The sequence below is a fragment of the Pseudomonas sp. BNK-7 genome (assembly GCF_048072025.1).
Taxonomy (GTDB): domain Bacteria; phylum Pseudomonadota; class Gammaproteobacteria; order Pseudomonadales; family Pseudomonadaceae; genus Aquipseudomonas; species Aquipseudomonas danubii.
In genome coordinates this window covers 3,678,901-3,704,238 of sequence record NZ_CP182252.1, presented here as the reverse complement: position 1 = coordinate 3,704,238, position 25,338 = coordinate 3,678,901, and the positions used below count along the sequence as shown (strand labels likewise).

Sequence of the window (25,338 nt, the reverse complement as noted above, 5' to 3'; positions counted from 1 at the left end):
GCATACCCGATGCCGGGGCCCATCCTGGCAGGCGTTGATGCAGCGCAGGCAGCAGCGGCCAATCGCTGGCACACTCCGGGCTTTCGCCGCACAGGAACAACGATCATGGCGATTCCCCAGGACAAGGAACAACTGCTCAAGGCCATCGACAGCCACTTCAATGCCTTGAGCCAGGTGCTGGATCAAGTGCCCCCGGCGCGGGTCGACGAACGCAGCCTGGAAGGCCACGTCAAGGGCACGCAGATCAGCGTCTCCGAACTGGTGGCCTACCTGCTGGGCTGGAACGAGCGGGTACTGGACTGGCTGGAAAAGGACCTGGCCGGCCTGCCCATGGCCTTTCCGGCTGTCGGCTTCAAGTGGAACCAGCTGGGCCCGCTCGCGCAGAAGTTCTACCGCGACTATGCCGCCATGGCCTACCCGCAAAAGCGCCAACGCCTCGACGCGGCCAAGCAACGAATCGTCAGCCTGATTCGGCAGCGTGACAATGCCGCGCTCTATCAATGCCCCTGGTACGCAAAGTGGACCCTGGGCCGGATGATCCAGCTCAACACCGCCGCGCCCTACGCCAACGCCCGCGGACGCTTGCGCCGCTGGCTCAAGCAGCACAGTGCCCCATGACCGCAGCGACGCCACCGGGCGCGCTGACTGCGCGCGCCCCTGTGCAACACGGGTTCGACCGTCAGCATCGGCGTCTGTCGCCGGTGCAGTCCCCGGCGGAGCAAAGGCCTGGGCACGCCCGGCGCCGAGGCCCGGCGGCGGCTCATGCCGCCGGCGGATTCATGGCTGCCGCGCCGCCAGTTCCTGGCTGGTGTACTGCTGGGTCTTGCTGTCGTAGACGTAGGTCAGGTTATCGGCCGCGGCCAGCGAGCGGATTTTACCCGGGCCCTGGAAGGTGGTGCCGCTGACCTTGACCTGCACCTGCGGCAATGGCCCCTGGCCGGCAACAAAATTCAACTCGCCGTCGCTGCCGATACAGGGCATTACCGCGCCCTCGTCACAAGCGGCGGAGTTGTCCTCGCCGGTGCGCACCTGCCCCAGATAGGACCAGACCCAGCCATCGTCTTCCGGCTTCTTGTTCGGGTTGAACAGCAACATCGTGTAGCCCTTGGTCACCACGCCGTCGTCGAACGTGGCGGTGGGCACTGCCAGCAACAGCCGGCCATCGGCGGTGCGGTGCTGCACGGCCTGGCGCTTGCTGTCCACTTCCTCGGGTTTTTCCCGGCCACCGAAGAAACCGATCTTGCGTTCGATGCTGCGGATGGAATAGGCCGGCGTCTGGCCCGGGTGGGTGAGTTCGAAGGTCGCATCCGCCAGCCGGACCTGGACCTCGGGCGCGGCAAAGTCCTCGCCCTGGCGGGCCGCGCTGTCACGGGTGTGCCAGACAAAGGTGGCGTAGTAGTGCTTGCCGTCCAAGTCCAGCTCCTGGCCGTACCAGAAGGTCGCGGTGACGCCGTCCTGGAGTTCCACTTCCTCATCCTGGTCGGGCACCTCGACGTTCTGCATCACCGCCAGTACCGCGCCGGGGGGAATCGGCGCCGGCCCGGCCTGGGCCAGCAACGGCAACGCAAGGGCCAAGCCGGCCACGCCCCAACCCGCCAACGTCTTGCCCAGGCTATCGCCCAGACCTTTCCCGAATCTGCATTTCATCAATCGCACGTCCCTGTAGAGTCCGAAAATACCGCCGGCCAGACCGGCCGCGGATGGCACAACGTGGCGATCATATAGACCCGGTTTCGCCAGCCACAAGTGTCGACCGCCTGAACGGTCAGCCCCTGATCCCGGCCGCAACCCAACGGCCGTCCCCGCGACGCTTGCACAACACATATGATTTTCCATATATTTGCGCCTCCATATATACGAGCTTCGTTCCATGATCACGCCCCCGGAGGTCTTCAAGAGCCTTGCCGACGAAACCCGCGCCCGCGCCACCCTGCTGATCGCCAACCAGGGTGAGCTGTGTGTCTGCGAGTTGATGTGCGCCCTCGACGACAGCCAGCCAAAGATCAGCCGTCATCTCGCCCAATTGCGCAGCAGCGGCCTGCTGCTCGACCGGCGCCAGGGGCAATGGGTCTATTACCGCCTCAACCCGCAGCTGCCGGCCTGGGTCGGGGAAATCCTGCAAGTGACCTTCCGGGCCAACAGCGACTGGCTGCGCGACAACGCCTTGCGCCTGCAGCACATGGAGGGACGCCCGGTCCGCGCCGCCTGCTGCTGATAACGCAACCCCGTGAGTCTTGAGCCTTTGACATCCGCCCACAGCGCAAGGAATACCCCATGCGAGTCCTGTTCATGTGCACAGCCAATAGCTGCCGCAGCATCCTCTGTGAAGCCCTGTTCAACCACCTGGCACCCCAGGGTTTCCAGGCCCTGAGTTCCGGCAGTTTTCCCAGGGGCCAGGTGCTGCCCCGCAGCCTGGCCACCTTGGAGCAGGCCGGTATCGCCACCGCCGGCCTGTACAGCAAGGGCAACGACGCCTTCGCCGACAACCCGCCCGACATCGTGATTACCGTCTGCGACAAGGCGGCGGGCGAGGCCTGCCCGGTGTACTTCGGCCCCGCACTCAAGGCCCACTGGAACCTGGAAGATCCCTCCGACGTCCGGGGTGACGAAGCCTGCGTCGACGCCGCCTTCCGCGCCACCCTGGCGCACATCGAGCTACGTTGCCGGGCCTTCCTGGGCCTGCCTTTCAACCACCTCAGCCGTGAGCAACTGCAGCACGAGTTGAACCGTATCGGCACACTCTGAGCTGGAGGCTACATGTCAGAACACCTGTCAGAACACCTGCCCAACCTCGACCTCTCCCTGCTCGATGGCAAGCACGCCAGGCCCGAGCACAAACCGCGCATCCTGCTGCTGTACGGCTCGACCCGGGAGCGCTCGTTCAGCCGCCTGCTGGTCGAAGAAGCCGCGCGCCTGCTGCAGCACTTAGGTGCCGAAACCCGGATCTTCGATCCGTCCGGATTGCCCCTGCCCGACGACGCTCCCGTGGACCATCCCAAGGTTCAACAACTGCGGGACCTGGTGCAATGGTCCGAAGGTCAGGTCTGGTGCTCGCCGGAACGCCACGGCGCGATGTCGGCGGTGTTCAAGGCACAGATCGACTGGATTCCCCTGGAGCTCGGTGCCGTGCGCCCGACCCAGGGCAAGACCCTGGCGGTGATGCAAGTGTGCGGCGGCTCGCAGTCGTTCAACGTGGTCAATCAGCTGCGGGTGCTGGGCCGCTGGATGCGCATGTTCACCATCCCCAATCAATCCTCGGTGCCGAAGGCCTACCTGGAATTTGACGAGTCGGGGCGGATGAAACCCTCGGCCTACTACGACCGAGTCGTCGACGTGATGGAGGAGCTGGTGAAGTTCACCCTTGTGCTACGGGACCAGCAAGCGTTCCTGGTGGATCGCTACTCGGAGCGCAAGGAAAGCGCCGAGCAACTCATGGCCCGGGTCAACCAGCGTTCGATCTGAGAGCACGATCCCCGTGCCCTCTCGCTGGGGCCCGGACATTGCGGCCCACTTGAAGCGCCGGCTCAAGCCAGCAATTCGCTGATCCATTGCGTCTGGCGGACGACCTCTTGCACCTTGTCCTCGGGCACGGCCTGGGCTTGAGTGAAATTGGCCAGGGTGCGCTGCTTCAGCCGCAGCAGGCGCTGCCACTTGGCCAGGAACGCCGGGCTGCGGGCCTGCATCTGCAGCGGGCCAAAGTACAGCTCCCGGGCACTGTACTGCACCGGCCCGACGCGCTCGGCGACGATGATTTCGTAGTCGAAGCGGTTCTCTCGCAGCACTTCCTCGGCGAGGATCTGGTAGTCATGCTCCATCAGCCATTGGCGCAACGGCTGCTCGCCGCCGTTGGGCTGCAGGATCAGACGCTCCTCACCGCTCAAGCGCGCCTGGCCGCCGTCGAGGATGTCACGGATGGTCTCGCCGCCCATGCCACAGAGGCTGATCGCGGTGATCCCGTCTGTCGGTTCGATCGCGGCCAGACCGTTGGCCAGGCGCACGTCGATCTGCTGCTCCATGCCGCTCTCGCGCACCGCGCGCTGGGCCGAGCGAAACGGCGTCAACGCCACCTCCCCGGCCACCGCCGCAACGATGGCGCCGCGGCTGATCAAGGCCAACGGCAAGTAGCCGTGATCCGAGCCAATATCGGCCAGCCGCGCACCGGCCGGCACATGCGCCGCCACACGCGCCAGGCGCATGGACAATGTCTGTTGCTTCAACTGCTGCCCCTTTTCACCACAAACGTCCGCCAGCCAGGGCCGGATCGGGGGGCGATTCTGGCGGGCAATGCCGGGCTTTTCAAATTTATGCGACCAAAACCTGGGATGTGGTGCACAGAGGGCCCACTCCGGACGGGGTCGAAAGCACCGTCCTGCATGGCGGGTTTCTGAGCAGAAGCAGACCTTCGTTGCTGGCAGCGTGCACCCTGGTCAGTGATAGACTCCGCGCCCATTTGCGGGCTAAAAAAAATGCTCTGTCCAGAATGCGAACAAGGCGAAGTGACCAAGGTTCAAGTGCGGGCAACACAGGGGATTCTGTACGTTTGCCAAGAGTGCGAGTCGCTGTGGCTCACTGCCGAAGTCATGGCTACCGAGCCGTTCAACAGCTTCACTTCCTACATGGAGGAGCTGGGTTTACCGCCGCTTTGGAGCTCGCTGTATGTCCTTGAGCCAGAAAAGATCACCGGCCGTCAGGCACGAAAATACCTGCGCTCGGTCGGCTCGATCTAGATCGATCGAAGGTGCAGACCATGCTCTGCCCTCTGTAGAACTGACCCGGACGCGCCTCTGCTGGCCAGAGGCGTGCTCCGCCCGAGAAAAGAGAGCGTCGCGCAAGTCGGCCAGATAACGGTCCATCGGGCTTCAAGCAAATGGATCAGCTCTGAGTGACAACCACAGCGTCGTCATTGGCCTCGGTGGCCAGCTTCGCCCGGTCAGCCTTGCTGATGTACTTGGACTTTTTTTGCGGAGCCAGTTTGGCGCTGGCCTTCTTGGCGTGAGCCTTCAATAGCTGCTGGATTTTCTTGCGACGATTCATGTGGGGCTACCCGGCTTTTTAAGTGCCGGAATGATATCAGCCGCCGCTCGCCGGGGCTGGTAACTCTTTGCCGATCCAGCGAATGATCCTTTGCGCCCTTGCTCAGCGATGCCTGTTGCTTCAACCACCGCCCCTTCGGTGGGAGGCGGCAGTTGAACGTCGCGCTTAACCCCCGATGGCCATCACGAGCACACCCAGCAGTAGGCAGGCGCTGGCCACGATGGTCAGTCGCAAACGCATCGGCAGGTACCAGGCCGGTAGGTGCATGACCTGCGAGAGCTGCCGGTCATGCCACCCGTGCGCAAAGAATCCGCCAATCAATAACAGCCCGCCCCATGACAGCGGCAGCAAAGTGGCAACCCAGCCCATCAGCGCAGGGACGATGCTCCAAATAAAGCGTGTGTGACGCTGCTGCGCGTTCATGCCGGGAGCGATCATGGCAAAGCCCCAATGCAGGGCTCCGACAAAACTCAGGATCACCGCCCCGTAACTGACCAGGGCCTGGCACCACAACAGCCGCTGTCCGTGCGCAACCACGGCCAGCAACGCCAGCCCGAGAAACGGCAGCAAACCGCCATAACCCAGCAGGGCAACAGGCTTGGGTGGCGATACAGAAGACAAAAGGTTCATCTGGATTCCTCTCAATCAGGGCACTGAAAACTGTAGCCGCAAAAGCGCCCTCTGAATGGCCATCGCGTTGACTCACCGCAACCGGCAGGCCACTGCCGGCCCCTCAGAACTTCGCCTGCATCCCCACCCGCAGCGTGCGCCCCGGCGCCGGCATGAAGCTCTGCGCCAGCGGGTCCAGGTAGTAGCGATCCGTGAGGTTTTGCAGCGATACGTTGAGGCTGGCGTGTTCCTGCAGCTTGTAGTTGAGGAACAGATCGACCAGCGCCACTTCGCGGTAGTTCAGCTGTGGCGTGGTGGCGCCGGTCTGCCAGGGCTTGTCGGCGGTGACGGTGGGCCCCGAGGTGTAGGTAATCCGCGTGCCGAGGGTCAGGCTCTGGTCGAAGAAGCGCAGGCCGGTGGTCAGGTTGCCGGCAAAGCGCGGCGGGTTCTGGGTGTTGGTGTAGGACCCCATGAAGCTGCCCGGGGTGCAGTCCGGGGTGTCGGCGGTTTTCCGGTAGGGGTTGCTGGTGGCGCGCAGGGTGGCGGCGAAGGCCGCGTCGCAGGTTTCGGTCTTCAGGTAGTAGGTGGACGACAGGTCGGCAAACACCCGCCCGGCATCGTAGTGGGTCTGCAGTTCCAGGCCGCGGGTGGTGTAGCTGTCGGTGTTGCTGAAGCGCATCAGGCCCCACAGGCCCGGGCTCGGGTCGTAGTAGCGGGTGATGTAGTTTTTGATGCTGTTGTTGAAGTAGGCGAGCTTGATCGCCGCCGCATCGTCATCCACCAACAGTCCCTTGTGCAAGGTGCTGGCGCCGATCTCCCAGTTGCTTGAACGCTCGGGCTTGAGGCCCTTGCCGGGGGTGGTCTGCTGCACGCCGTAGCCGGTTTCGAACAGCGAAGGCATGCGAAAGCCCTGGGTGTAGGAGGCATAGACGAAGGTGTCCGGCAGCACCTCGAGATTGATGCCGAACGCCGGGGCAAAGGCGCCGCCACTGTTGCTGTCCTTGCCGGAATAGTTGTAGCCGGTGACCACCCGATCCACTTGCGAATCCCCCACCTCGGTATCGGTGGCGCCGTACTGGTTATAGGGCGTGCCCTCGAACGGGTAGTTGGTGTTGTTGAAGACAATGCCGTTGTTCAAGCGTGGATCGGTGGCATCGGTGTAGCGCCCGTTCTGGTCCGGGAACCACATCAGGTAGCCATAGTCGCCGGGCCTGGAGACGGTCACGTACCTGTGTTCGCGTTCCTCTCTGCGCGCCGTGGCATTGGCCACATGGTCCTTGCTGCGATAATGGGTGTAACGACCGCCGCCCCACAGCGTCAGGCGCTCCACCGGCTGGTATTCCAGCTTGCCGTTGAAGCTGAACTCCTGTCGCGAGCCTTCGCGCAAGCTGCGGTTGGCGTTGATGTCGTCCTGGGTGGTGACCACGCCCTTCTGCGGACGCAGTTCTTCCAGCTGGAACGAGCCGCCCAGGTCCAGCTTCAAGTCGCCGTAGTCGGTGCTAAAACGCGAGGTATTGGCCAGACCGCCGCCCGTGCGGCGGTTGGCCTGGCGGGCCCAGGAACGGTCCGTGCGATAGGCCTGGGACGCCGGTGCCGACCAGGCGCTCAACTGGCTGGTCTGCGCATCGGTCAGCCACAGGTCGGCAGTCAGGTCCAGCAGCGGATTGTCCGCGGGCAGGTAGTTGTAGCGCGCGGTGTAGGTGTCGATCTGGGTGTGGCCCAGAGGGTACTGATAGATGCCACCGGTGCCGAAACGGAAGATGTCCGAGGGCATGATCTCGCCGATGCGCCCGTCATAGCGCCGGTAGCCGAGGTCGAAGCTGTGGCCGTCCGCTGGGCGCAGGGTGGTCTTGAGCAGCCACGATTGGGTCTTCGACGAGGAGTTGAGCACCTCTTCCCCGGCATTGTAGGTGGTGGCCACGCTGGTCTCTTCATCGCCGTAGCGGTCAAAGGTGCGGTAGCGATCCTGGCCCTTCTTGCCGGCGAAATAGTTGCCCTGGTTGCGCTGGGCGTAGGCCGCCACCACATCGAACAAGTCATGGCTGTAGGCAAACGCGGCACTGCCGGACTCCGCGTCCGAGCCGAACAGCCCGCCGCGGCTCTGGTGCGGCTCCGCGTACAGATCCTCGGTCTTCGAATGAGGGTCGCGACGGGCCGGCGCCACGCCATTGTTCCAGACATCGCCCTTGAGCCGCAGGCCGACATGCTGACCGTCCTTGAGGATGTCGCCGACGCCGAGGGTGCGCATCTTCACCGTGCCGCCAATGGCGCTGGAGGTCAGGCTCGGGCCCTTGTCGATGGCGATGTCGCTGATCATGTCCGGGTCGATGTAGCTGCGTTGCTGGGTGCCGGCATAACCGCGATAGACATCCAGCGCCTGTTGCGAACCGTCCACCGTCACCGCCACCCGGCTCTGGCCCTGGATGCCGCGAATGTTCACATCCAGGCCGCCGCCATTGCGGCTGTCGCCGACCTGCACCCCGGGCTGGCCCTTGAGCACGTCGCCCACCGACACCACGCCGAAGCGCTGCAGGTCGTCGGCGGAGATGTACACCGACGAACGCGGCGCCCGGTACACCTCCTCCTCGTCAGGGCTCTCGCCCTTGATCTTCTGCGTCGGCAGCGACACCGCATCAGAGCGCAGGCGCAAGGCATAGCCGCCGTCGGCCTGGCGCACGTAGCCCAGGCCGGTGCCCGCCAGCAGGCGATTGAGGCCCGCTTCGGCATTGAAATCACCTTGCAGGCCCTGGCTGGTCTTGCCCGCCGTAAGCAGTGCGCTGCCGGCCAGGCTGATCCCCGCCTCGGCGCCAAACCGCGACAGCACCTGGTCCAGGGGACCGGCGCCGATGCTGTAGTGACGTTCGCCGGCCGCCAGCGCCATCTCGCTGTAGAGCGGTTGCAGGCTGAGCAACAGCAGGCCGAAGGTATGGGTACGCAAGACACGAGCGGGGAAAATCATGCAAGGCTCCTAGGGATCGAAACCCACCTGTGCCGGTGGGTAATACCTGAAGGCCAAGCCAGATCGAAAAAACTATCGCGCAGGTGAAAAAAAAGTTCAGGCCGGCACCACCGTCACCCAATAACGGGTTCTGCGCTCGATGCGCACCGGCAGGGTATTGGCCACCAGGGCCAGGGCGCCATCGGTGTCGTCCAGCTGGAAACTGCCGGTCACCCGCAAAGCGGCAACCGCTTCGCTGCAACGTAAAAAGCCCGGACGATAGCGCGAAAGCTCTGCCAGCAATTGATCCAGGCGCATGCGCTCGGCGGGCAGGATGCCGCGCATCCAGGCCTGGGCCAGAAACACATCGATGGAAGTCGGCCGCCCGACTCCCCGGCCATCGACCCGGGTTTGCCAGCCAGCCTGCAAGGGCAGCGGGGTCGACGGCTGCCGGGCACTGACCTGTACCAACCCGCGCAGCACGGTCACCTGAGTGCCCTGGCGATCATGGCGCACCAGCAGATGGGCGCCCTGGCTGTACAACAGCGCATCCGGCGTTTGCAGTTGCAGGGAGGCCGATCCGGCCGGGGTATCCAGGGCCAGCTCGCCCTCGATCAACTGCACGCTGCGCGGCCCCGCACTCAAGTCCAGGTTCACCGCACTGGCGGTGTTCAGCCACAGCGAACCACCGTCCGCCAGGGCCCAACGCCGCCGCTCACCGATGCCGGTGCGATAACCGGCCAAGGCTGAACGCACCAGGGTGGAATCCGCCCCCTGCCAGGACACGCCTCCCAGCAGTCCCAGCGCCAACAGGCACTTGAGCACCTGGCGCCGCCGTTGCGGATCGGCGCCTGCCGCCTGCAAGGCCCGGCGCGCCGTGGCATCCGCCAGCAGATGGGCCCCCGGCTGCAACATCAGCGGCAAACCGCTGACCCGCTGCCAGGCGTACTCATGCTCGGCACTGGCCTCGCGCCACTGCTGCAAGGCCTGATGGTCCGCGGCGCTCATCAGCCCGGACTGCATCCGCACCAGCCAATCAATGGCGCTGTCCCGCACCCGGGGATCGACCGCGACGCCACTCATTCAAACAGGCTCGCATAGCAGACGCTGAACGCCTTGCCCATGGCCCGCTGCACCTGGGCCACGGTCAGGCCCAACTGCGCGGCGATCTGCGGGTAGGTCAAGCCATCGAGCTGGGACAGAAAGAAAATCTGCCGCACCCGCGACGACAAGCCCACCAGCAGTGAATCCAGCTGCAGCAGGGTCTCGATCATCAGATGCCGCTCTTCCGGCGAAGGCTCCTCCCCCACCGGCCGTGCCGCCAGCGCCTCCAGGTAAGCCCGCTCGATGGCCTGACGACGCCAGCGATTGATCAGCAAGCCATTGGCGATGGTGGCCAGAAACGCCATGGGCTGGCGCAGCTCACGCACATCTTCCTGGGACCGCAGCACGCGGATAAAGGTGTCGTGGGCCAAATCCTCGGCATCGGCGCTGTGCCCCAGGCGCCGATGCAACCAGCCACGCAGCCAGCCGTGATGGTTCGCATACAGCTGAGCGACAGGCGAAGAGAGGCTGTGGTTGTGCATGGGAGATTCGCATTAATGATAATGCTTCTCATTTTATGGTTTGCGAATGGGAGTTGTACAGCACGGCACATTGCGATTGCCGTAAAGAGCCAGGCCCGCCTTCACGGACAGGCCACTGGGATCAGGTGCCAAGCGTGGATTGCAGCTGCGTCTGAGCGGTGCCCGGCATTTCCCGCAGGCACGCGCCATCAAGTCTTGCCGCCGCGGCGGATCAGGAGGTCTGTCGATCGATATCGCGGCGAAGGACCACGGCGGTGGTGATGTCCTCGACCGATTCGTGGCTGGCCACGGCATCCCGGACTCGGTTCAGGTCATCAATGGTGCGTGATTCGATCTCGATCACCAGGTCCAACTGGCCACTGACCGAAGAGATGCGGCGCACCTGCGAGTGCTGGGCCAGCATGTCCAGCAGGCTGATGGCCGGGGTGCGTTTCAGGCATACCAGAAACATGGCGCGAATCACGTTGGCGTCGATTTCGCCGATATCCGCCCGGTAGCCCCTGATCACACCATTGCGCTCAAGGTTGCTGACGCGCTCGCTGGTGGCGCTTCTGGACAAGCCGATTCTCGCGGCCAGGGCCTTCAGGGCGATCCGCGCCTCTTTAGAAAGAATGTCGAGTATTTCCCGATCTTTCACGTCCAGGTCGCGCATTGAAACTCCTCACATTGACTGCCGAGTTTGTGCCGGTCGATTCCGACAATATGCAGGCCAAAGCCGACCGCATACCTACTGCCCTCGAAGATTTCGCATGCCAAGCTAACTGAAAAAAATAACTTGGAAAACCATTACCATGACCGACCTTTCCCACCCCGCCCCGCAGTTCTCGCCACGCGATGCCGAACACTTGGCTGAGCAGCTTTTCAATGTCATCGCTACGGCTTCGCCTCTGGACGGCGAGCGAGACTGCAACTTCCGGTTGAACACAGCAAGCGATGCGGGATGGATTCTGAAAGTCGTCAACGCCAGCGAACCGCCCATTGAAAGCCAGCTGCAGACCGCCATCCTCAGCCATCTGGCCCATCACAGCCCCGAGCTTGGCGTACCGCAGTTGAAGAAAAGCCTGGCCGGCGATTTACTCGCCTCGGCCGTGGCCCCCTCTGGCGAAACCCACGCGGTGCGCCTGGTGAGCTGGTTGCACGGTACTCCGCTGGCCGAGGTCCCGCGCACCTTCGAACTCATGCGCAACCTGGGTCAATCATTCGCCGACATGGACCGTGCCCTTCAGGGCTTCATGCATCCCGGCGCGGTCCGCGATCTGGACTGGGACCTACGGCACGCCGCCCGTTCCCGCGCCCGCCTGCACTTCATCAAGGACCCCGCCAGACGCGCCCTTCTGCAGCGCTTCATCGATGATTTCGAAACCCGGGTCGAACCCAAGCTTGCGCGCTTGCGCACCCAGGTCATTCACAACGACGGCAATGACTGGAACATCCTCGTCAACCCGCAAAACCACCAGCAGGTCTCGGGCATCATCGATTTTGGCGATGCGGTGCACACGGTGCTGATTGCCGAAGTCGCCATCACCTGCGCCTACGCCATTCTCGACATGCAAGACCCCATCGGCGCGGCCGCCGCCCTCACCGGCGGCTTCCATGAGCGCTACCCGCTGCAGCCGCAAGAGCTGGACGTGCTGTTCAATCTGATCGCCATGCGCCTGGTGATCAGCGTCACCTTGTCAGCCTCGCGCCACCAGCAGACCCAGGACAACCCCTACCTGGCCATCAGCGAAGCCCCGGCCTGGCGCCTGCTGGAAAAGATGGATCGCATGAACCCGCGCCTGGCGACGGCGATCCTGCGCAAAGCCTGCGGTTACGACGCGATAGAAGGTGCCGGGGCGATTCGCCGCTGGGTGGATGAACACCGCCAGTCCTTCGCGGACATCGTGCATCCTTCGGCGGCAACCCTGAACAAGGCCATTGTTCCGTTCGCCGATGCCGCCCATGAAATGACCATCGCTTCCGCCGCGCAGCGCCCGGCAGAGGCGACCCAGTGGTGGAACGATTTCTCAGCTGAACATCAGGTGCCGCTGGGCATCGGGCCCTGGGGCGAAGCCAGGACCATCTACACCGACAGCGCCTTTGAATCGCGATTCATTGCAGGAGAGCGCCGGATCATGCACCTGGGTGTCGACTTGATCATGCCGGCCGGAACGCCGCTGTACACGCCACTTGCCGGTGTGGTGCAGAGCGTCGAGGTCGAGCCTGAACCGCTGGGCTATGGCGGTTTGATCATGCTCAAGCACTCGCCTGAAGGCTGCCCGCCCTTCCTGACCCTGTGGGGGCACATGGCCCACGAAGCGCTGACCCGCCTCAAACCCGGGGACCACCTTGAAGCGGGCGCGCTGGTGGGCTACATGGGCGCGGACACGGAAAATGGCGGCTGGCTGCCCCATGTGCATTTCCAGATGTCCACCGACACCCAGTTGAAGGCGAGCGAGTTCATCGGCGTCGGTGAGCGCGCCTATCTTGAGGTGTGGGCCGACCTGTTCCCGGATACTTCGACCCTGGCCGGAATTCCTGCGGAAACCTATAGCCAGGAAGGCAGGAGCAAAGCGCAGATCGTGGCCAAGCGTAAGCAACTGCTGCTGCCCAACTTGTCGATTTCCTACTCGGACCCGATCAAGTTCGTGCGCGGTGATGGGGTCTGGTTGATCGACAACTTTGGCCGGGCCTATCTGGACTGCTTCAACAACGTCTGCCACCTCGGCCACTGCCATCCCGATGTGGTGCAAGCCCTTGCGCGCCAGGCTTCACGGCTGAACACCAACACCCGCTACCTGCACGACAACATCGTGGAATACGCCGAGCGGCTCACCGCAACATTGCCCGAGGGCTTGGCAGTCGCCTCCTTTGGCTGTTCAGGCAGCGAAGCCAATAGCCTGATGCTGCGCATGGCACGCAATCACACCGGGCGCAACGATGCCATCGTGCTGGATTGGGCCTACCACGGCACCACCCAGGAGCTGATTGATCTGAGCCCCTACAAGTACAAGCGCAAGGCCGGCAAGGGCCGTGCAGAGCATGTATTCGAGGCGGCCGTACCGGACGTTTACCGCGCAGCGGATGACTGGCCATTCGAAGAGTTGGGCAAGCGTTTTGCGCAAAGTGTTGCCGAGCAGATCGACAGCATGCGCCGGCAGGGCCGAGCCCCGGCGTTCTTTTTGGCGGAGTCGATTCCCAGTGTCGCCGGGCAGCTGTTTTTCCCGGAAAACTACTTGCAGGAGGTCTATGCCATGGTTCGCGCCGAGGGCGGGCTGTGCCTGGCCGATGAGGTCCAGGTCGGCTTTGGCCGGGTGGGCAGCCACTGGTGGGCCTTTGAAACCCAGGGCGTGGTGCCCGATGCGGTGTCCATGGGCAAGCCCATTGGCAACGGCCATCCGATGTCGGCGGTGGTGACCACCCGCGAAATAGCCGACAGCTTCAACAACGGCATGGAGTACTTCAATACCTTCGCCGGCAGCCCGGTTTCATGTGCCGTGGGGCTCAGCGTTCTCGATGTGATCGAGCGCGACAACCTGAAACTCAACGCACTGAGGGTGGGCAATTACCTGCTCGACGGCTTTCGCACACTGCAGCAACGCTACGATGCCATTGGCGATGTACGCGGGTTGGGGCTGTTTCTCGGGATCGAGCTGGTCACCGATCGCCAGAGCAAGGCTCCGGCCACGCAACTGGCGAAAAAGGTTGCCGATGGCGCCCGGGAGCGTGGCGTTCTGATCGGCACCGAAGGCCCCCATGACAACGTGTTGAAAATGCGCCCGTCGATGATTTTCAGTCACAAGAATGCCGACTTCCTGCTCGAGGTGCTGGACGACAGCTTCAAGGCGGCCCTGCGCTAGAGCGCCCGGATCGGCGCACGAGTGACAGCCTGCGTGCCTGGCCGACATAGTGTCGGCCAACTCCGGCAATGTGTCCGGCTGGCGGACACCTTGCCGGGTGCTTTCCAGAACGGCCTATGCAAAGCTTTTCCCGAGGCCTGGGTGAAGAGCCCAAACAACAATAATTAATAATTCTTCAAAGGTGCCATCCAATGCTAACCAGAACGCTCAAGGGTCTGCTTGCTGCATCCACCGTCGCGGCTGCGGCACTCCTCTCCCCCGCGGCCGCTCAGGCTGATGACTTGCAATCGATCCAGGCATCCAAAGAGATTCGCATCGCCATGAGCGGGCAGTACTCGCCCTTCAGCTTTGCCAACGAGCAGAACCAGATCGTCGGCTTCGACGCCTCCATCAGCGAAGCCCTGGCCCAGCGGCTCGGGGTGAAAGTCAGCATTGTCACCACGCCCTTCGACGGGATCATTGCCGGGCTCCTGGCGAAAAAATATGACGCCATCATCGCCTCCATGACCATTACCCCGGAGCGCCAGAAGGCCGTGGACTTCGTCGGCCCCTACTACCACGCCGGCCGCACCATCGTGGTGAAAGAGGATTCGCCGATCCACAGCCTGGATGACCTTAAGGATGTGAAGGTGGGCGTCACCCTGGGCGATGCCCACGACAAATGGGCCAGGGCGCGGGGCAACCTGAAGGTGAAAACCTACAAGGGGCTTCCCGAGATGCTGGTCGACCTGGACGCCGGGCGCCTCGATGCGCTGGTGATGGACAGCGTTCCGGTGCTGGTGGCCGTCAAGGAAACCGGGCAGAAGGTGCGCATCATCACCCCACCCGACAGCGACGGTGGGGTTGAAGGCATGGGCATTGCCCTGCGCAAGAACAACCCTGAGCTCAAGGCCGCGATGCAGCAGGCGCTGAACGACATGCTGGCCGATGGCAGCTACGAAAAGATCTCGATGCAGTGGATTGGCAAGGACATTCGCTGACTCATCTGCAGCCTGGCTCGACCTGGGGTCGGGCCAGTCAATCCGACCTTTTCGAGCCTGCCCATGGATCTGACACTTATACAGCGCACCCTGCCGTTCTTTCTGGAGGCGGCCTGGGTCACGGTGCACGTTTCGCTGCTGGCGCTGCTGCTGGGCTTGCTGGTGGCGGTGGTGCTGGTGGCGGCCCGGCTGTCCGGCTTCTTCATGCTTCGCTGCCTGGCCCGGGTCTACATCAGCGTTTTTCGCGGCACCCCCTGCCTGGTCCAGCTGTTCCTCATCTACTTTGGTGGCCCGCAAATCGGCCTTGAGCTGGAGCCATTCACCGCAGGCGTCATCGGCCTGGGCCTGAACATCGCGGCCTACATGGCCGAATCCATTCGTGGTGCGATCAGCAACGTCGATCCCGGTCAGGTCGAAGCCGCCCGCTCAATAGGTTTCGGCAAGGGCCAGACCCTGTGGCTGATCACCCTCCCGCAAACCGCCAAGTTGATGATCAGGCCACTGGGGGTCAATGCGGTCGCGCTGATCAAAGGCTCGGCCCTGGTGTCGACCATCTCCGTGGTGGAACTCTCCTACACGGCGCAGCGTTTTATCAGCTCCACCTACAAGCCATTCGAGATCTTCATGGTGTCGGCCATTTTGTACATCGCTATGGTCTACACGGTCAGGCTGATGGTGGACCACCTCGATAAACGCTTCGCGGCCAAGTGAGACGCCTCCATGCCAAGCCTTGACCTGAGTATCGTGCCCCCCTATTCCGAGCTGCTGGCCACCGGGCTCTGGTGGACCATCGTCTTGTTCCTCTGCTCCAGTGTGCTGAGCCTGATCGCCGGAATAGCCTTTGCCCTGATCGTGCTCTACACCCCGAAACTGGTCTCCCTGCCCGTACGTTTCCTGACCTGGCTGCTGATGGGCACGCCCCTGCTGCTGCAGCTGTACCTGATCTATTACGGCCTGGTGCAAGTGGGGATCGATATCCCGGCCCTCGCGGCCGGCATCATCGGCCTGAGCCTGCATTTTGCGGTCTACAACGCCGACGTGATTCGTGCCGGGGTCCTGTCGGTCGACCCCGGGCAGATTGAAGGTGCGCGCTCCATTGGCCTGAGCCGCAGCCAGGCGCAACGCTACGTGGTGGTGCCGCAGGCACTGCGCAATACCCTGGCCCCGCTGGGCAACAACCTGATTGTGCTGCTCAAGGACACCTCCCTGGTGTCGATCATCGGCATTGCCGAACTGGTCTACAGCGCCCAGCGCGCCGTGAGCGAAACCTACAGCCCGTTCGAATTCTATCTGGCCGTCGCGGTGATCTATTACGCGGTCAATCTTGTTCTGGAAGCCGGCCTGCACCTGCTTGAAACCAAGGTAGAGATGTCACGATGACCACAGAAAAGTTCATGGTTGAAGTCAAGGGCGCGCGCAAGGCGTATGGCGCACTTGAAGTGCTCAAAGGCATCGATCTGTCTGTCGCGCGCGGACAGATCATCGCCATCATCGGCCCCAGCGGTTCGGGTAAAAGCACCCTGCTGCGCTCGATCAATCACCTGGAAGTGCTGAACGAAGGAGAGATCTGGCTGGAGGGCGAACACGTCAACCGACCCTTGAAAGGTCGCGCATTCGAACAGCACATCAACAGCGTGCGCCAGCAGATGGGCATGGTGTTCCAGCACTTCAATCTGTTCCCGCACCTGACCGTGCATGAAAACATCGCCCTCGGACCGATCAAACTCAAAGGGCTGAACAAAGCCGCGGCCCGTGAGCTGGCCATGGAGTACTTGTCCAAGGTGGGCCTGGCCAACAAGTTCGACGAGTACCCTTCTCGCCTCTCGGGCGGACAGAAACAGCGCGTGGCCATTGCCCGGGCCCTGGCAATGCGCCCCAAGGTCATGCTGTTCGATGAAGCCACCTCGGCCCTGGACCCGGAGCTGGTGGAAGAGGTCAACCAGGTGATGAAACAACTGGCCGCCGAGCACATGACCATGTTGATCGTCACCCACGAAATGCGCTTTGCCGGCGAGGTGGCGGACCGGATCATCTTCATGGACGGCGGCGTGGTGGTCGAGGAAGGCGCGCCGCAGGAGATCCTGCAAAACCCGACCCACGAACGCACCCGGTCGTTCCTGAAAAAGCATTTGCATGCTTAGCGAGGCTGCGCTCGCGCGGGCCGCAGGTGCTGTTGCATCACACGCAGCAGCGCTGCCTTGGCAGCCAGGGGGCCCCGCCCCCTACGCGCCATCATTCGTAGCTCAGGGTGAAGGTCAATGAAGCCGCCAACTGCCCCTTGCCGATGCTGCGTTCGCTCAGGGCATCGGGAAGCGCCTTGAGGTAGGCAAGAAAGGTGACCGATTGCTTGCCGTCCTGGCTGACCCGGCCAATGGAATGCGCGCGTCCCAGGGGCAAGGGCTGCGTCGCTGCATCCTCCAGACCAATCACCAGGCCTTGCGGACTGCCGCTGTCGAGCTCCAGAAAGCCCGGTATCTGCGCACTTTCATGGCCGCTCAAGGTCGCCTTGACCTCGGTCCTGCCGGCGCTGGCATCACAGTCGATCAGGTTCAGGACAACGGCCTTGCTCGCGGTCCTGCCGTCGCGATAGAGCTCCTGAAGGCCCACATCCTCGAAGTCCAGCGTCCGGGTTTCCGAGCCGGGCTCCAGGGTACAGGTCTGATCCATCAGCTGGCCGCTGAAAAAGACGTTGTCCGCCGCCACTGCCGGGGCGCTGAAGCCACCCGCCAGCCAGGCACAACACAGGCACAGACAGCCGTTGAGCAATCGCTTCATGACTTCACCTAATACAGCTCGACCAGCAACAGTCCGGAAGCATTGAACTCGCTCAACGCAAGCTGCGCTCCCACCTTCTTCACCGGCACCGCCTCGAATGCCGGTGGTTTCTGCAAACTGTCGAGGCTGATCTGCCGAGGTTCGTTGAGGACCAGTTCCCGCTCCCCCAGCAACAGCTTGATGGCCAAGCCATTGACCGAGGTGCGCAGCAACGCCGGGTTGAAATCCGCCACCGAGCCCTTGAAGGTCAGGCGCATCTTCCAGGTCGAGGCTTGCGATACCAGCCCCGGACACTTGATCTGATAGGGAATCGGCTGACGATAGTGCTCGCCATCGATCTTGCGCAGCTGCACGTTGCCGAACGACACCCTGATCGGCGCGTCCTTGTCGCTGACCGTGCATTGAGGAGGCGCGATCAATACCCCGAAGAAGGCCATATCCGCCGCCGCCCGGCCCAAACCCGGCAACCCGAGCAGCAAGAGGCCGCAGACCAGAGCCTGGCACCCGCCTTTCCTTCGCCACCAGCGTTCCATGAACACCTCCGCCCCCCTGCCCTTGCCGGCCCCCAGCTGCGCTCCCGTCCCGGGCCGCGCTGCCAACCTTGCGCCCAGCCACCGAGCCAGGGGCACAACGATCCCGAGCGCGCCCGATGGCCTCAAGCCAGCCTCAGCTCGCATCGGCCACCGGCCTGGCCACGCACTGCCCCGCCGTGCAGCGGAATTCCAGTTGCGGCCGACCGCCGAAATCGTTGACATACGTCAGCACTGGCGCGTTGCCCAGGGTCCGGGCGCTGACGCTCAGCGCCTGGCGCCCCCAGGGCGCCAGCATCACCGGCTGGAAGTCTGGAACGGATGCGCCGCCTACGCGGACCTGGGCATCAACCAGGGTCACGTAGTAGGCCGTCGGGTTATGGGCTACGTAGCGCTCCCCTTCGCGGGACAGCGTCAGTTGCTCCTGCCAGGGAAGCTGATTCTGTCCGCTGTCCCTGACGATGGCCTCGGGACGATAGAACAGCTTGATCCGCGTCTGCAGGGCAATCTGCAAGGCGTTGGGCTTGTCGGTGCGCGGCGGGATCTCACGCAAGTTGAAGTAGAACAGCGACTCCCGGTCCTGGGGCAACTGCCCTGCCTGTGCCAGCTTCCGGATCCTCACCTGACTCCGGGATCCGGCTTCGAGCCGTTGCACTGGAGGCAGCACCACCAAGGGGCCGCTGATCTTCTCCTCCTTGTCGTTTTCGAGCCAGGCCTGGGCCAGGTACGGCAGTTGGGGATTCTGGTTGCTGATGCCCACGCTCACCGATTTCTCGCGGCCATTGAAGATGATTCGGGTACGGTCCAGGGCGATGGCAGCGTGTACCGACTCCAGAGCCAACAGGCTCAGGCCGATGACAAGCAGGCTTTTTTTCAGGTCGAACCATGGCATGGAGGCCACTCCTTATAACTTGTTGCTGGGGGATTGGGTTTCGTGGACCGCTACAGGCCCGCAGACAAATTGCACTTGCTGGTCATCCGCGCTGACCTGCTCCGTCAGGATGAAATCGCATTGGGCCTTGCCGTCCCACTGCACTGACATCAGGTCACCGACCTGCATGCCACTGAGGTAAACCAGGCCATCCTCGCCAATGATTCCGGTTTCCTGGCCCCGCGCGTTGTACACGCCGCTGCCAAAGGGCGGCGTGGTCGCGTCGGGCAGGACGATGCGGACCATGCCCTTGCTCCCGGAAACGATGTCGAAACGGCGATAGCCAATCGCACCCTCGGTCAGCGTGGCCTGGGCCACCGAGCGCCCGGCTTCCACATCGTCAGCCAGTTGATCCAGGTTGATGCTTGCCTGATTGCGGTAGTAGCTGTTCATGTCAGCCACCACCGCCTTGCCGAAGCGATTGGAATAGGTGCTGGCGCCATTGCCCCGCACCGGCACCCCGGCCACGCCATTGGTATCGAGCAGCAGGCGGGTGCCGCCCAGGGTGGTGATCCGGTGCAGCGCCGCCCCTTCGGCGGTCAGGGTCGCCCCGCCCTGCACTGACAGACCGGCGGAACGATAGCGTCCGGCCTGATAGCTGGCGCTGGCGGTGACATCGGCCAGGCTGCCCTCGTGGTTCAGGTAGCCGCTGGCCGTGTTGCCCTCGCTGGCGGTGCCGGCGCTGAGCATGTAGCTGTTGCGCTCATCCGGACGGTCGTAATAGCTCAAGTTGTGGCCGCTGCTGCCACGGTTGAGCGTGGCGTTGTAACTGAGAGAGCCGCTGTCGCCCCAGGGAAGGCTCAGGGAGACATAGGCGCCTTCATCGACCGCGCCATGGCTCTGGCTGCGATAGGCGGTCAGCGACAGGCCCAGGTTCTTCAGCCCGCCCAGGTTGAAATAACGAGACAGCGACAGGCTGTAGCGGTCGCTCGGCGCATTGTTCCAGTAGGTCTGGTGGTTGTAGTTGAGGTACAGGCTCAGGTTCTGATCACGAAAACTCTTGCTCAGTGTCGCGGTGTACATTTCCTTGCTCTGATTGTTCAGCCGACCACGGCGACGGGCCTCGATAAAGTCGTTCATGGTCATGAAGTCTTCCTCGGAGAAGCGATAACCGGCGAACGTCACCTGGCTGTCGTAATCCTCGAAGCGCTTCGAATAGCTGGCGCGATAGGACTTGCCCTGGCGCTGGCCGATTTCAGCCAGGCGGGCATTGGATTGAGTCACGTCAACCGCCAGCGCGCCGAAGGCCATCAGGTCACGACCCACGCCCACGGCCAGCGCGCGATAGTCCCGCGCCCCCAGGCCTCCGCCGTACAGCGACCAGCCATTGCTCACGCCCCAGGAAAATTCGCCGCTGGCGAATTCCGGACCATCGGGCTCGTGCTCCCAGTCCGAAGGCCGCCCGGCGGACACTTTGTAGCGCACCGTGCCGGGGCGGCTGAGGTAGGGAATGCTCGCCGTGTCCAGCTGGAATTCCTGAACGCTGCCGTCCTGCTCCTCAATGCGCACATCCAGCTTGCCGCTCACCGCATCGCTCAGGTCCTGGATGCGAAAGGGCCCCGCTGGCACTTGGGTGTCATACAGAATGCGCCCCTGCTGCGTGACCAGCACCCGCGCATTGGTCCGCGCCACGCCACTGACTTCCGGCGCATAGCCGCGCAGGTTGGGGGGCAGCATGTTGTCGCTGGTGGCCAGACTGGCACCGGTGTAGCGCACGCTGCCGAACAGGTTGGAGTCCAGGTAGTTTTCTCCCAGGCTGAGGTGGGCGCGCAACTCGGGAATCGCCCGCGACGCGTAGTAGCGGCTCCAGGCGAATTGCCGCTGGCCAGGCTTGCCGGAGGTCTTGTGCATCTGCCCTTGCCAATCGGCCCGCAGGCGCCAGGCGCCAGGCGCCGAGGTTGAAACCGGTCGTGCCGTTACCCGTCAACTGCTTGTCGCTGGCCTGAGGCCCGGCGTAATCCGTGGTCTGGGCATTGAGGTTGTAGTCAAATAAAAATCCGCCAATGCCCTCATCCCAGCGCGAAGGCGGGTCCCAGTTGCTTGCGCTGTATTCAAGGGCGTCCTGGGGAATGTTCAGGTACAAGGCCGAGGCGCCCAGGTCGCCACGCACCGTCATGCCGGGAATGCTGCTGATATCCAGACAATTGCCCTGGTGCCACCAGGCAAGTTGCTTGATTCGCTGTTTTTTCAGACCCAACTGCGCCACCAGTTCGGGAGAGATGCAGGCCACACTGCCCTTGGGGTCATCTTCCGGCGCCAGGTAGTTCACGACCGTTTCCGGCAACGAATTGCGATTCACATGAACGACCAGGCTGTATTGCCCCGGCAAAATAAAGTTAGCCTTGGCAAACAAGCCGAGATCGAGATTCTGTTGATCCTTGAGATCAAGCACGTCCGTATTGAACTGAAACTCTTCGGCGGCACTGGCCAAGCTGGCCATGCACCACAACGTAGTGAAGACCCATACCCGGTGTTTAACCACGTGATTAACTTCCCTTACAACGACAACAACTTCTTTCGCCCGCTTCCTCAAGCCAGCAAACAGCATCGGTCGACCACTGTGCCCAACACTGTCACGAACGAAATCTGAGAGGTCTGAAGGCAACATGAGAGTGCTGAGTACGGATTAACAAGCGTCATGTTCGAGCGCCACGGCAGTGCATGGCCTATCACGTCGAAACAATGAAAATCCGAGAGGACTGGCGGCGACCCCATCGAGAGAAGATCGGCAGTGCGCCTGGAATACGCACACTTGCGTATCCAGGCCGCACCTCATGCAACGTTACTGATAAGCCAGGGTAAAGTTGGCGACGGCATCAAAGGTACCGGCTACCACAGTGGCCGGTTTCGACTCCCCACCCTCGGTTTCAGGGGCCAGCATGTCGCCTTGCAGGTAGGCGGTGAAGTTCAGTGCGCTTTCACCGTCGGACAGGTTCTGCGGATCGGAAGCGGCACCCAGCTTGATCAGCGAGCCGTTGCGATCAGCGATCGCCAGGCTCGCACCCTTCGCAGTGCCTCCCTGGAAGCCCAGGAGATCAGGGTTGGCGGCCGAAGGCGCGCCGGTGAAGGTCACGGTGGCACTTTTCAGCGAGCCCAGGTCGCAACCGTTGAGCTTGATGGAAAACGGCTTCAAAGCGGACTTCCCACCATTTTTCAGAGCGCTGTTGGAGATGGAGTCGAACTCCACGACTTGCTCCAAAGAACCGCTGGAAATCGAGCATGGAGAGTCATTGATATTGCCCTTGAAGTTGACCTTTCCACCGCCCTGGCCCGCCGCCATGGCCAACACCGAAGTACCACCGAGTACAACTGCCGCTATAGTTGCCGCCATTTTGCTGAATTTCATTTTAGAATCCCTACTAGTACACATTTAATATATCGGCACTACGCATCACCTGGACAAACCACAAGGCAATATCCATGGTATGTCACTTGTCGACCAGACCGCAGTCAACTAGTAAGTGCCGAGAACAAGTATATTCACCAAGCAAAAAGATTAAGATAAGAAAGGTTCGATAAAGGCGTAGGAAAATTCCCAACCAACTTATAGCTTGTCTTAGCACATGTAACGATTGACTCGAAACACACTAAAAACACACGACACCCAGGCAAACATCAGCCCGAACAGCGTTTGAAAAGTATTATTTCAAATAGGAATCAATATTCCGTAAGAGTCAGAACACCAAACCCGGAGTGAAGACCGGTCAACATGGGTTTCGAGGTTTTCTGTACCGTCACCTGGATTTCAATCTGTCCAGCCGTTGCCAGTCCATTCAACGGTGTTTGCTGGAATGGCGTTAGTTCGACATAGCTGCCGCTGCCTGTACGCGCAAAGAACACCAGATCGATCCCTGGATTTGATGTAGCCAGCGCGTTGCTCTTTGCTCCGGGGTTGCCTATCAGACCAAGAGACAGTTTTGCCGGATCAAGCTGACCGGAGTCACAACGAAGAGTCAACTTTCCACCTGCGTTATAGCCATATGCAAAGTTGTTGACCCCGACATCTTGAACCTTGCTGCTATCAATGGGTTGTTTCAGCTTCAGAGTCCAAAAGTTATTACCATTGTCATTGAGTTCACAGGTAGCGGGAACGGATAGGATGGTCGGTGCTTTCAACGACAGTGTGTATAACGGTTGAGGGCTCCACTGCCCCGGTCGCGAATAGCGAAAGAACGAAAAAAGCTCGCTGGGCGGAAGATACACTGCCCCGCCGAGGGCCTTGCGTCGAAGACGGAAAGTGACTTTTCCCTGGTTGCCGGCGTTTGCCCAGCGCAACGGTGTGACGCCATTACCGGAAGGCCCGGCGGTGGCGCCCGCATTGAATTCGTCCTTGAAGGGGATGAAGTTTTCCGGCGCACTATTGCCGGTGACGAATATTTTCATATCGATGTCTTCGGTCAATCTGAAGAACTCATTATCGACCCGGGACAAGGTCTGACTCAGTTCAGCCTTGAAATAGCTGGCGTTCTGCGGGCCGCTTTCCGAATAGCACCAACCGTCGTAGTTGCTGGGAATGGTTTGATAGGTGGTTTCATACAGCGCGCCCTTTTCATTGGACGTGAAAGCGCCGTTCTTTATTTCAATGCTCAGCTGATTATGACCCCAGCAGGCACCGTCCGGCGTTCCAGGGGGAACAGGCTCAGCCCAGGCCTTGAGCGAAAGAAATGTTGCCGCAAAAGTCCATCGCAACATCGACGGGCAAAGGCTGATCTTGCTTCTTTTATCCAGAGTGGAAATAGCCACAGGGCGCTTACTCCTGAGTAATAACTAGCACGGCACCGGTAGCAAAGGCGCCTGCTTTCAAAACGCTGCCAGGCTTCGCATCCAGCACAGCCTCCAGCGTCGGAGGAGAGGCGTAGTTCACCGAGAACTCTCTGTTGAGGGGGTGTTGCTTGCCATCTACCCGAAAGCGCACGCCAAGATTGCTGAGATTGGTCCACAACACGTCAGAGCTGAAACCGGAAGCACCGACAAACTTCAACTTGAGTGCGGGTGACTGGGAGGAATTCCTGCAACTGATCCGATAAGGAATTTTTCTCGCACCCTCACGACCATTGACAGCGTCAGTCTTGACCTCGGCAAAATCTATTCTTGTTTGAAGAATATCGACGCTGCAGTTGGCGGGCTCGAACACTTCAAAGTGTACAAGTACATACAGCCCACCTGGAGTTGCGGCCTGTACGTTCCCCGTCATCGACAGAGCAGACAGACCGATCAGCGCCCCTCCAATCAGACTGACCCGTCTCATGAACGAGTAGCGTTTTTCATGACGGTGCACGAGTCCTCCCGGCAGTCGAAACTGAGTTGCCCACGCCCACCAAAATCATTGATGTAGACCAATGCTGGCTGCTGAATGCCCGGCGCGATCCTGCCCTCAAGGCGATGCGCGCTATAGGGCGGTATTTCCATGGGCTTGAAGTCCGCAACAGGCGATGCCCCGGACGCATCATTGAAGGCCTCGATGATGGTCACATGATAGGGAGTGGCATTGTTAAGCTGAAAACGCCCGCTCTCTTCCCTGGACAAGGTCAAGGCGGACAGCCAGGGACTGGTGATGCCGACGTTGAGCGGGCGTATTCTTTGCGGCCGATAAATGACTTTTATCCGCCGTTGCAGAGCGATCTGAATGCCTTCTTGACCTTCACTGCGCGGCGGAACTTCACGCACATTGAGATAAAACAATGTTTCGCGGTCCTGGGGCAGATCGGCCACCCGTGGCAGCACCCGTATGTTCAACTGATTGCCCTGCATCGCCTCCAATCGCTGAATTGGCGGCAAGGCAACCACTGGCGAGCGTTCAGGCTTGTGCCCTTGCGCATCCTCGATCCAGGACTGGGCCAGATAAGGGCTATGAGGGGAACGGTTATGCACCATCACCACGGCACGGGTCTGCGGCGCCTGAATGATGACCCGCGAACTGCCGAGCGCCAGTGCTGCGATCGCCTGCGCCTGAAAAAGAGCAAAGAATAACGCAATGAACGTGCGTGGCTTAATCATGATAAAAGTTGCAGTCCAGTTTCTTGATACCGACAAAGTCTATTAAACAGGCAAGGCCTTTATCATTGCGAAACTTCCTACACAACTAAGGAAAGTCTCTGCAACAACTCGGTAACTTG

The 25,338-nt window shown here is 61.7% G+C and carries 26 protein-coding genes and 1 pseudogene; 10 read left to right on the top strand and 17 right to left on the bottom strand.

Going from position 1 to position 25,338, the window contains the following annotated elements; genetic code table 11:
* Positions 1-105 precede the first annotated feature (105 nt).
* The gene (locus ACMGF8_RS17230) at positions 106-618 is read left to right on the top strand and encodes a ClbS/DfsB family four-helix bundle protein (protein ID WP_102864235.1); all 513 of its coding nucleotides are present in this window, start codon (positions 106-108) and stop codon (positions 616-618) included.
* 159 nt (positions 619-777) lie between these two features.
* On the opposite strand, the gene ACMGF8_RS17225 is transcribed toward ACMGF8_RS17230, so the two are convergent.
* Positions 778-1,647: a hypothetical protein gene (locus ACMGF8_RS17225; RefSeq protein WP_060838706.1), complete on the bottom strand. Its 870-nt coding sequence runs from the start codon at positions 1,645-1,647 to the stop codon at positions 778-780.
* Positions 1,648-1,870: 223 nt separating this feature from the next.
* Here ACMGF8_RS17225 and ACMGF8_RS17220 point away from each other — a divergent pair, with 223 nt between their 5' ends.
* Genes ACMGF8_RS17220 through arsH form a run of 3 tightly spaced genes read left to right on the top strand, consistent with a single transcriptional unit; the run spans position 1,871 to position 3,462 of the window.
* A complete protein-coding gene (locus ACMGF8_RS17220; RefSeq protein WP_060838705.1) occupies positions 1,871-2,215 on the top strand; it encodes a metalloregulator ArsR/SmtB family transcription factor in 345 nt (114 codons plus the stop codon).
* A 59-nt stretch (positions 2,216-2,274) separates the two neighbouring features.
* Positions 2,275-2,745 carry an arsenate reductase ArsC gene (locus tag ACMGF8_RS17215; RefSeq protein WP_207167466.1) on the top strand — a complete coding sequence of 157 codons (471 nt, stop codon included), beginning with the start codon at positions 2,275-2,277 and terminating at the stop codon, positions 2,743-2,745.
* Positions 2,746-2,769: 24 nt separating this feature from the next.
* A complete protein-coding gene (gene arsH, locus ACMGF8_RS17210) occupies positions 2,770-3,462 on the top strand; it encodes an arsenical resistance protein ArsH (protein ID WP_102864577.1) in 693 nt (230 codons plus the stop codon).
* 62 nt (positions 3,463-3,524) lie between these two features.
* Here the strand turns inward: arsH and ACMGF8_RS17205 are convergent, their stop codons facing one another.
* The gene (locus ACMGF8_RS17205; protein ID WP_277989245.1) at positions 3,525-4,217 is read right to left on the bottom strand and encodes a tRNA (adenine(22)-N(1))-methyltransferase; all 693 of its coding nucleotides are present in this window, start codon (positions 4,215-4,217) and stop codon (positions 3,525-3,527) included.
* Between the two features lie 279 nt (positions 4,218-4,496).
* Between ACMGF8_RS17205 and ACMGF8_RS17200 the strand changes: the two genes are divergently transcribed.
* Entirely contained in the window at positions 4,497-4,727 is a 231-nt protein-coding gene (locus ACMGF8_RS17200; protein ID WP_207815394.1) for a hypothetical protein, read from the top strand.
* 145 nt (positions 4,728-4,872) lie between these two features.
* Here the strand turns inward: ACMGF8_RS17200 and ACMGF8_RS17195 are convergent, their stop codons facing one another.
* From ACMGF8_RS17195 to ACMGF8_RS17170, 6 genes are all read right to left on the bottom strand, one after another.
* Complete coding sequence (locus ACMGF8_RS17195; protein WP_115582149.1) at positions 4,873-5,034, bottom strand: DUF2986 domain-containing protein; 162 nt, start codon at positions 5,032-5,034, stop codon at positions 4,873-4,875.
* A gap of 165 nt (positions 5,035-5,199) precedes the next feature.
* A complete protein-coding gene (locus ACMGF8_RS17190; protein ID WP_102864229.1) occupies positions 5,200-5,664 on the bottom strand; it encodes a DUF3429 domain-containing protein in 465 nt (154 codons plus the stop codon).
* A 103-nt stretch (positions 5,665-5,767) separates the two neighbouring features.
* Positions 5,768-8,602, bottom strand: a complete 2,835-nt coding sequence (locus tag ACMGF8_RS17185) for a TonB-dependent receptor domain-containing protein (protein WP_416756849.1) — start codon at positions 8,600-8,602, stop codon at positions 5,768-5,770.
* 96 nt (positions 8,603-8,698) lie between these two features.
* The gene (locus ACMGF8_RS17180; RefSeq protein WP_416756848.1) at positions 8,699-9,664 is read right to left on the bottom strand and encodes a FecR domain-containing protein; all 966 of its coding nucleotides are present in this window, start codon (positions 9,662-9,664) and stop codon (positions 8,699-8,701) included.
* Positions 9,661-10,167: a sigma-70 family RNA polymerase sigma factor gene (locus ACMGF8_RS17175; RefSeq protein ID WP_110595868.1), complete on the bottom strand. Its 507-nt coding sequence runs from the start codon at positions 10,165-10,167 to the stop codon at positions 9,661-9,663. Before ACMGF8_RS17175 ends, ACMGF8_RS17180 begins: the two co-directional genes overlap by 4 nt.
* 211 nt (positions 10,168-10,378) lie before the next feature.
* Positions 10,379-10,819, bottom strand: a complete 441-nt coding sequence (locus ACMGF8_RS17170; RefSeq protein ID WP_102864225.1) for an Lrp/AsnC family transcriptional regulator — start codon at positions 10,817-10,819, stop codon at positions 10,379-10,381.
* Between the two features lie 139 nt (positions 10,820-10,958).
* On the opposite strand from ACMGF8_RS17170, the gene ACMGF8_RS17165 reads away from it, so the two are divergent.
* From ACMGF8_RS17165 to ACMGF8_RS17145, 5 genes are all read left to right on the top strand, one after another.
* Complete coding sequence (locus ACMGF8_RS17165) at positions 10,959-14,006, top strand: aminotransferase class III-fold pyridoxal phosphate-dependent enzyme (protein WP_416756846.1); 3,048 nt, start codon at positions 10,959-10,961, stop codon at positions 14,004-14,006.
* A 191-nt stretch (positions 14,007-14,197) separates the two neighbouring features.
* A complete protein-coding gene (locus ACMGF8_RS17160) occupies positions 14,198-14,986 on the top strand; it encodes an ABC transporter substrate-binding protein (protein WP_102864223.1) in 789 nt (262 codons plus the stop codon).
* A 63-nt stretch (positions 14,987-15,049) separates the two neighbouring features.
* On the top strand, positions 15,050-15,697 hold the full coding sequence (locus tag ACMGF8_RS17155; protein WP_102864222.1) for an amino acid ABC transporter permease: 648 nt from the start codon (positions 15,050-15,052) through the stop codon (positions 15,695-15,697).
* Between the two features lie 9 nt (positions 15,698-15,706).
* A complete protein-coding gene (locus ACMGF8_RS17150) occupies positions 15,707-16,366 on the top strand; it encodes an amino acid ABC transporter permease (protein WP_416756845.1) in 660 nt (219 codons plus the stop codon).
* Positions 16,363-17,127 carry an amino acid ABC transporter ATP-binding protein gene (locus tag ACMGF8_RS17145; protein ID WP_416756844.1) on the top strand — a complete coding sequence of 255 codons (765 nt, stop codon included), beginning with the start codon at positions 16,363-16,365 and terminating at the stop codon, positions 17,125-17,127. Before ACMGF8_RS17150 ends, ACMGF8_RS17145 begins: the two co-directional genes overlap by 4 nt.
* A gap of 91 nt (positions 17,128-17,218) precedes the next feature.
* Here the strand turns inward: ACMGF8_RS17145 and ACMGF8_RS17140 are convergent, their stop codons facing one another.
* The 9 genes and pseudogenes from ACMGF8_RS17140 to ACMGF8_RS17100 all read right to left on the bottom strand — a co-directional run bounded on the left by ACMGF8_RS17140 (position 17,219) and on the right by ACMGF8_RS17100 (position 25,219).
* Positions 17,219-17,761, bottom strand: a complete 543-nt coding sequence (locus ACMGF8_RS17140; protein ID WP_416756843.1) for a fimbrial protein — start codon at positions 17,759-17,761, stop codon at positions 17,219-17,221.
* 8 nt (positions 17,762-17,769) lie between these two features.
* On the bottom strand, positions 17,770-18,294 hold the full coding sequence (locus ACMGF8_RS17135; protein ID WP_416756842.1) for a fimbrial protein: 525 nt from the start codon (positions 18,292-18,294) through the stop codon (positions 17,770-17,772).
* Positions 18,295-18,427: 133 nt separating this feature from the next.
* The gene (locus ACMGF8_RS17130) at positions 18,428-19,183 is read right to left on the bottom strand and encodes a fimbria/pilus periplasmic chaperone (protein WP_416756840.1); all 756 of its coding nucleotides are present in this window, start codon (positions 19,181-19,183) and stop codon (positions 18,428-18,430) included.
* Positions 19,184-19,195: 12 nt separating this feature from the next.
* Positions 19,196-21,073, bottom strand: a complete 1,878-nt coding sequence (locus ACMGF8_RS17125; RefSeq protein ID WP_416756839.1) for a fimbria/pilus outer membrane usher protein — start codon at positions 21,071-21,073, stop codon at positions 19,196-19,198.
* A gap of 178 nt (positions 21,074-21,251) precedes the next feature.
* Positions 21,252-21,662 (bottom strand): annotated as a pseudogene (locus ACMGF8_RS17120) (FimD/PapC N-terminal domain-containing protein); the annotation flags it as partial.
* Positions 21,663-22,004: 342 nt separating this feature from the next.
* Positions 22,005-22,568, bottom strand: a complete 564-nt coding sequence (locus tag ACMGF8_RS17115; protein ID WP_416756838.1) for a fimbrial protein — start codon at positions 22,566-22,568, stop codon at positions 22,005-22,007.
* A 311-nt stretch (positions 22,569-22,879) separates the two neighbouring features.
* Complete coding sequence (locus tag ACMGF8_RS17110) at positions 22,880-23,965, bottom strand: hypothetical protein (RefSeq protein WP_416756837.1); 1,086 nt, start codon at positions 23,963-23,965, stop codon at positions 22,880-22,882.
* A 7-nt stretch (positions 23,966-23,972) separates the two neighbouring features.
* On the bottom strand, positions 23,973-24,500 hold the full coding sequence (locus ACMGF8_RS17105; protein ID WP_416756835.1) for a hypothetical protein: 528 nt from the start codon (positions 24,498-24,500) through the stop codon (positions 23,973-23,975).
* A complete protein-coding gene (locus ACMGF8_RS17100; RefSeq protein ID WP_416756833.1) occupies positions 24,467-25,219 on the bottom strand; it encodes a fimbria/pilus periplasmic chaperone in 753 nt (250 codons plus the stop codon). Before ACMGF8_RS17100 ends, ACMGF8_RS17105 begins: the two co-directional genes overlap by 34 nt.
* Positions 25,220-25,338 lie beyond the last annotated feature (119 nt).

What these genes read in the sequence shown, in the direction of transcription:
- ACMGF8_RS17230 (WP_102864235.1), top strand. Translation starts at nt 106, where the DNA reads ATGGCGATTCCCCAGGACAAGGAACAACTGCTCAAGGCCATCGACAGC.
- ACMGF8_RS17225 (WP_060838706.1), bottom strand. Translation starts at nt 1,647, where the DNA reads ATGAAATGCAGATTCGGGAAAGGTCTGGGCGATAGCCTGGGCAAGACG.
- ACMGF8_RS17220 (WP_060838705.1), top strand. Translation starts at nt 1,871, where the DNA reads ATGATCACGCCCCCGGAGGTCTTCAAGAGCCTTGCCGACGAAACCCGC.
- ACMGF8_RS17215 (WP_207167466.1), top strand. Translation starts at nt 2,275, where the DNA reads ATGCGAGTCCTGTTCATGTGCACAGCCAATAGCTGCCGCAGCATCCTC.
- ACMGF8_RS17195 (WP_115582149.1), bottom strand. Translation starts at nt 5,034, where the DNA reads ATGAATCGTCGCAAGAAAATCCAGCAGCTATTGAAGGCTCACGCCAAG.
- ACMGF8_RS17190 (WP_102864229.1), bottom strand. Translation starts at nt 5,664, where the DNA reads ATGAACCTTTTGTCTTCTGTATCGCCACCCAAGCCTGTTGCCCTGCTG.
- ACMGF8_RS17185 (WP_416756849.1), bottom strand. Translation starts at nt 8,602, where the DNA reads ATGATTTTCCCCGCTCGTGTCTTGCGTACCCATACCTTCGGCCTGCTG.
- ACMGF8_RS17180 (WP_416756848.1), bottom strand. Translation starts at nt 9,664, where the DNA reads ATGAGTGGCGTCGCGGTCGATCCCCGGGTGCGGGACAGCGCCATTGAT.
- ACMGF8_RS17175 (WP_110595868.1), bottom strand. Translation starts at nt 10,167, where the DNA reads ATGCACAACCACAGCCTCTCTTCGCCTGTCGCTCAGCTGTATGCGAAC.
- ACMGF8_RS17170 (WP_102864225.1), bottom strand. Translation starts at nt 10,819, where the DNA reads ATGCGCGACCTGGACGTGAAAGATCGGGAAATACTCGACATTCTTTCT.
- ACMGF8_RS17165 (WP_416756846.1), top strand. Translation starts at nt 10,959, where the DNA reads ATGACCGACCTTTCCCACCCCGCCCCGCAGTTCTCGCCACGCGATGCC.
- ACMGF8_RS17160 (WP_102864223.1), top strand. Translation starts at nt 14,198, where the DNA reads ATGCTAACCAGAACGCTCAAGGGTCTGCTTGCTGCATCCACCGTCGCG.
- ACMGF8_RS17155 (WP_102864222.1), top strand. Translation starts at nt 15,050, where the DNA reads ATGGATCTGACACTTATACAGCGCACCCTGCCGTTCTTTCTGGAGGCG.
- ACMGF8_RS17150 (WP_416756845.1), top strand. Translation starts at nt 15,707, where the DNA reads ATGCCAAGCCTTGACCTGAGTATCGTGCCCCCCTATTCCGAGCTGCTG.
- ACMGF8_RS17145 (WP_416756844.1), top strand. Translation starts at nt 16,363, where the DNA reads ATGACCACAGAAAAGTTCATGGTTGAAGTCAAGGGCGCGCGCAAGGCG.
- ACMGF8_RS17140 (WP_416756843.1), bottom strand. Translation starts at nt 17,761, where the DNA reads ATGAAGCGATTGCTCAACGGCTGTCTGTGCCTGTGTTGTGCCTGGCTG.
- ACMGF8_RS17135 (WP_416756842.1), bottom strand. Translation starts at nt 18,294, where the DNA reads ATGGAACGCTGGTGGCGAAGGAAAGGCGGGTGCCAGGCTCTGGTCTGC.
- ACMGF8_RS17130 (WP_416756840.1), bottom strand. Translation starts at nt 19,183, where the DNA reads ATGCCATGGTTCGACCTGAAAAAAAGCCTGCTTGTCATCGGCCTGAGC.
- ACMGF8_RS17125 (WP_416756839.1), bottom strand. Translation starts at nt 21,073, where the DNA reads ATGCACAAGACCTCCGGCAAGCCTGGCCAGCGGCAATTCGCCTGGAGC.
- ACMGF8_RS17115 (WP_416756838.1), bottom strand. Translation starts at nt 22,568, where the DNA reads ATGAAATTCAGCAAAATGGCGGCAACTATAGCGGCAGTTGTACTCGGT.
- ACMGF8_RS17100 (WP_416756833.1), bottom strand. Translation starts at nt 25,219, where the DNA reads ATGATTAAGCCACGCACGTTCATTGCGTTATTCTTTGCTCTTTTTCAG.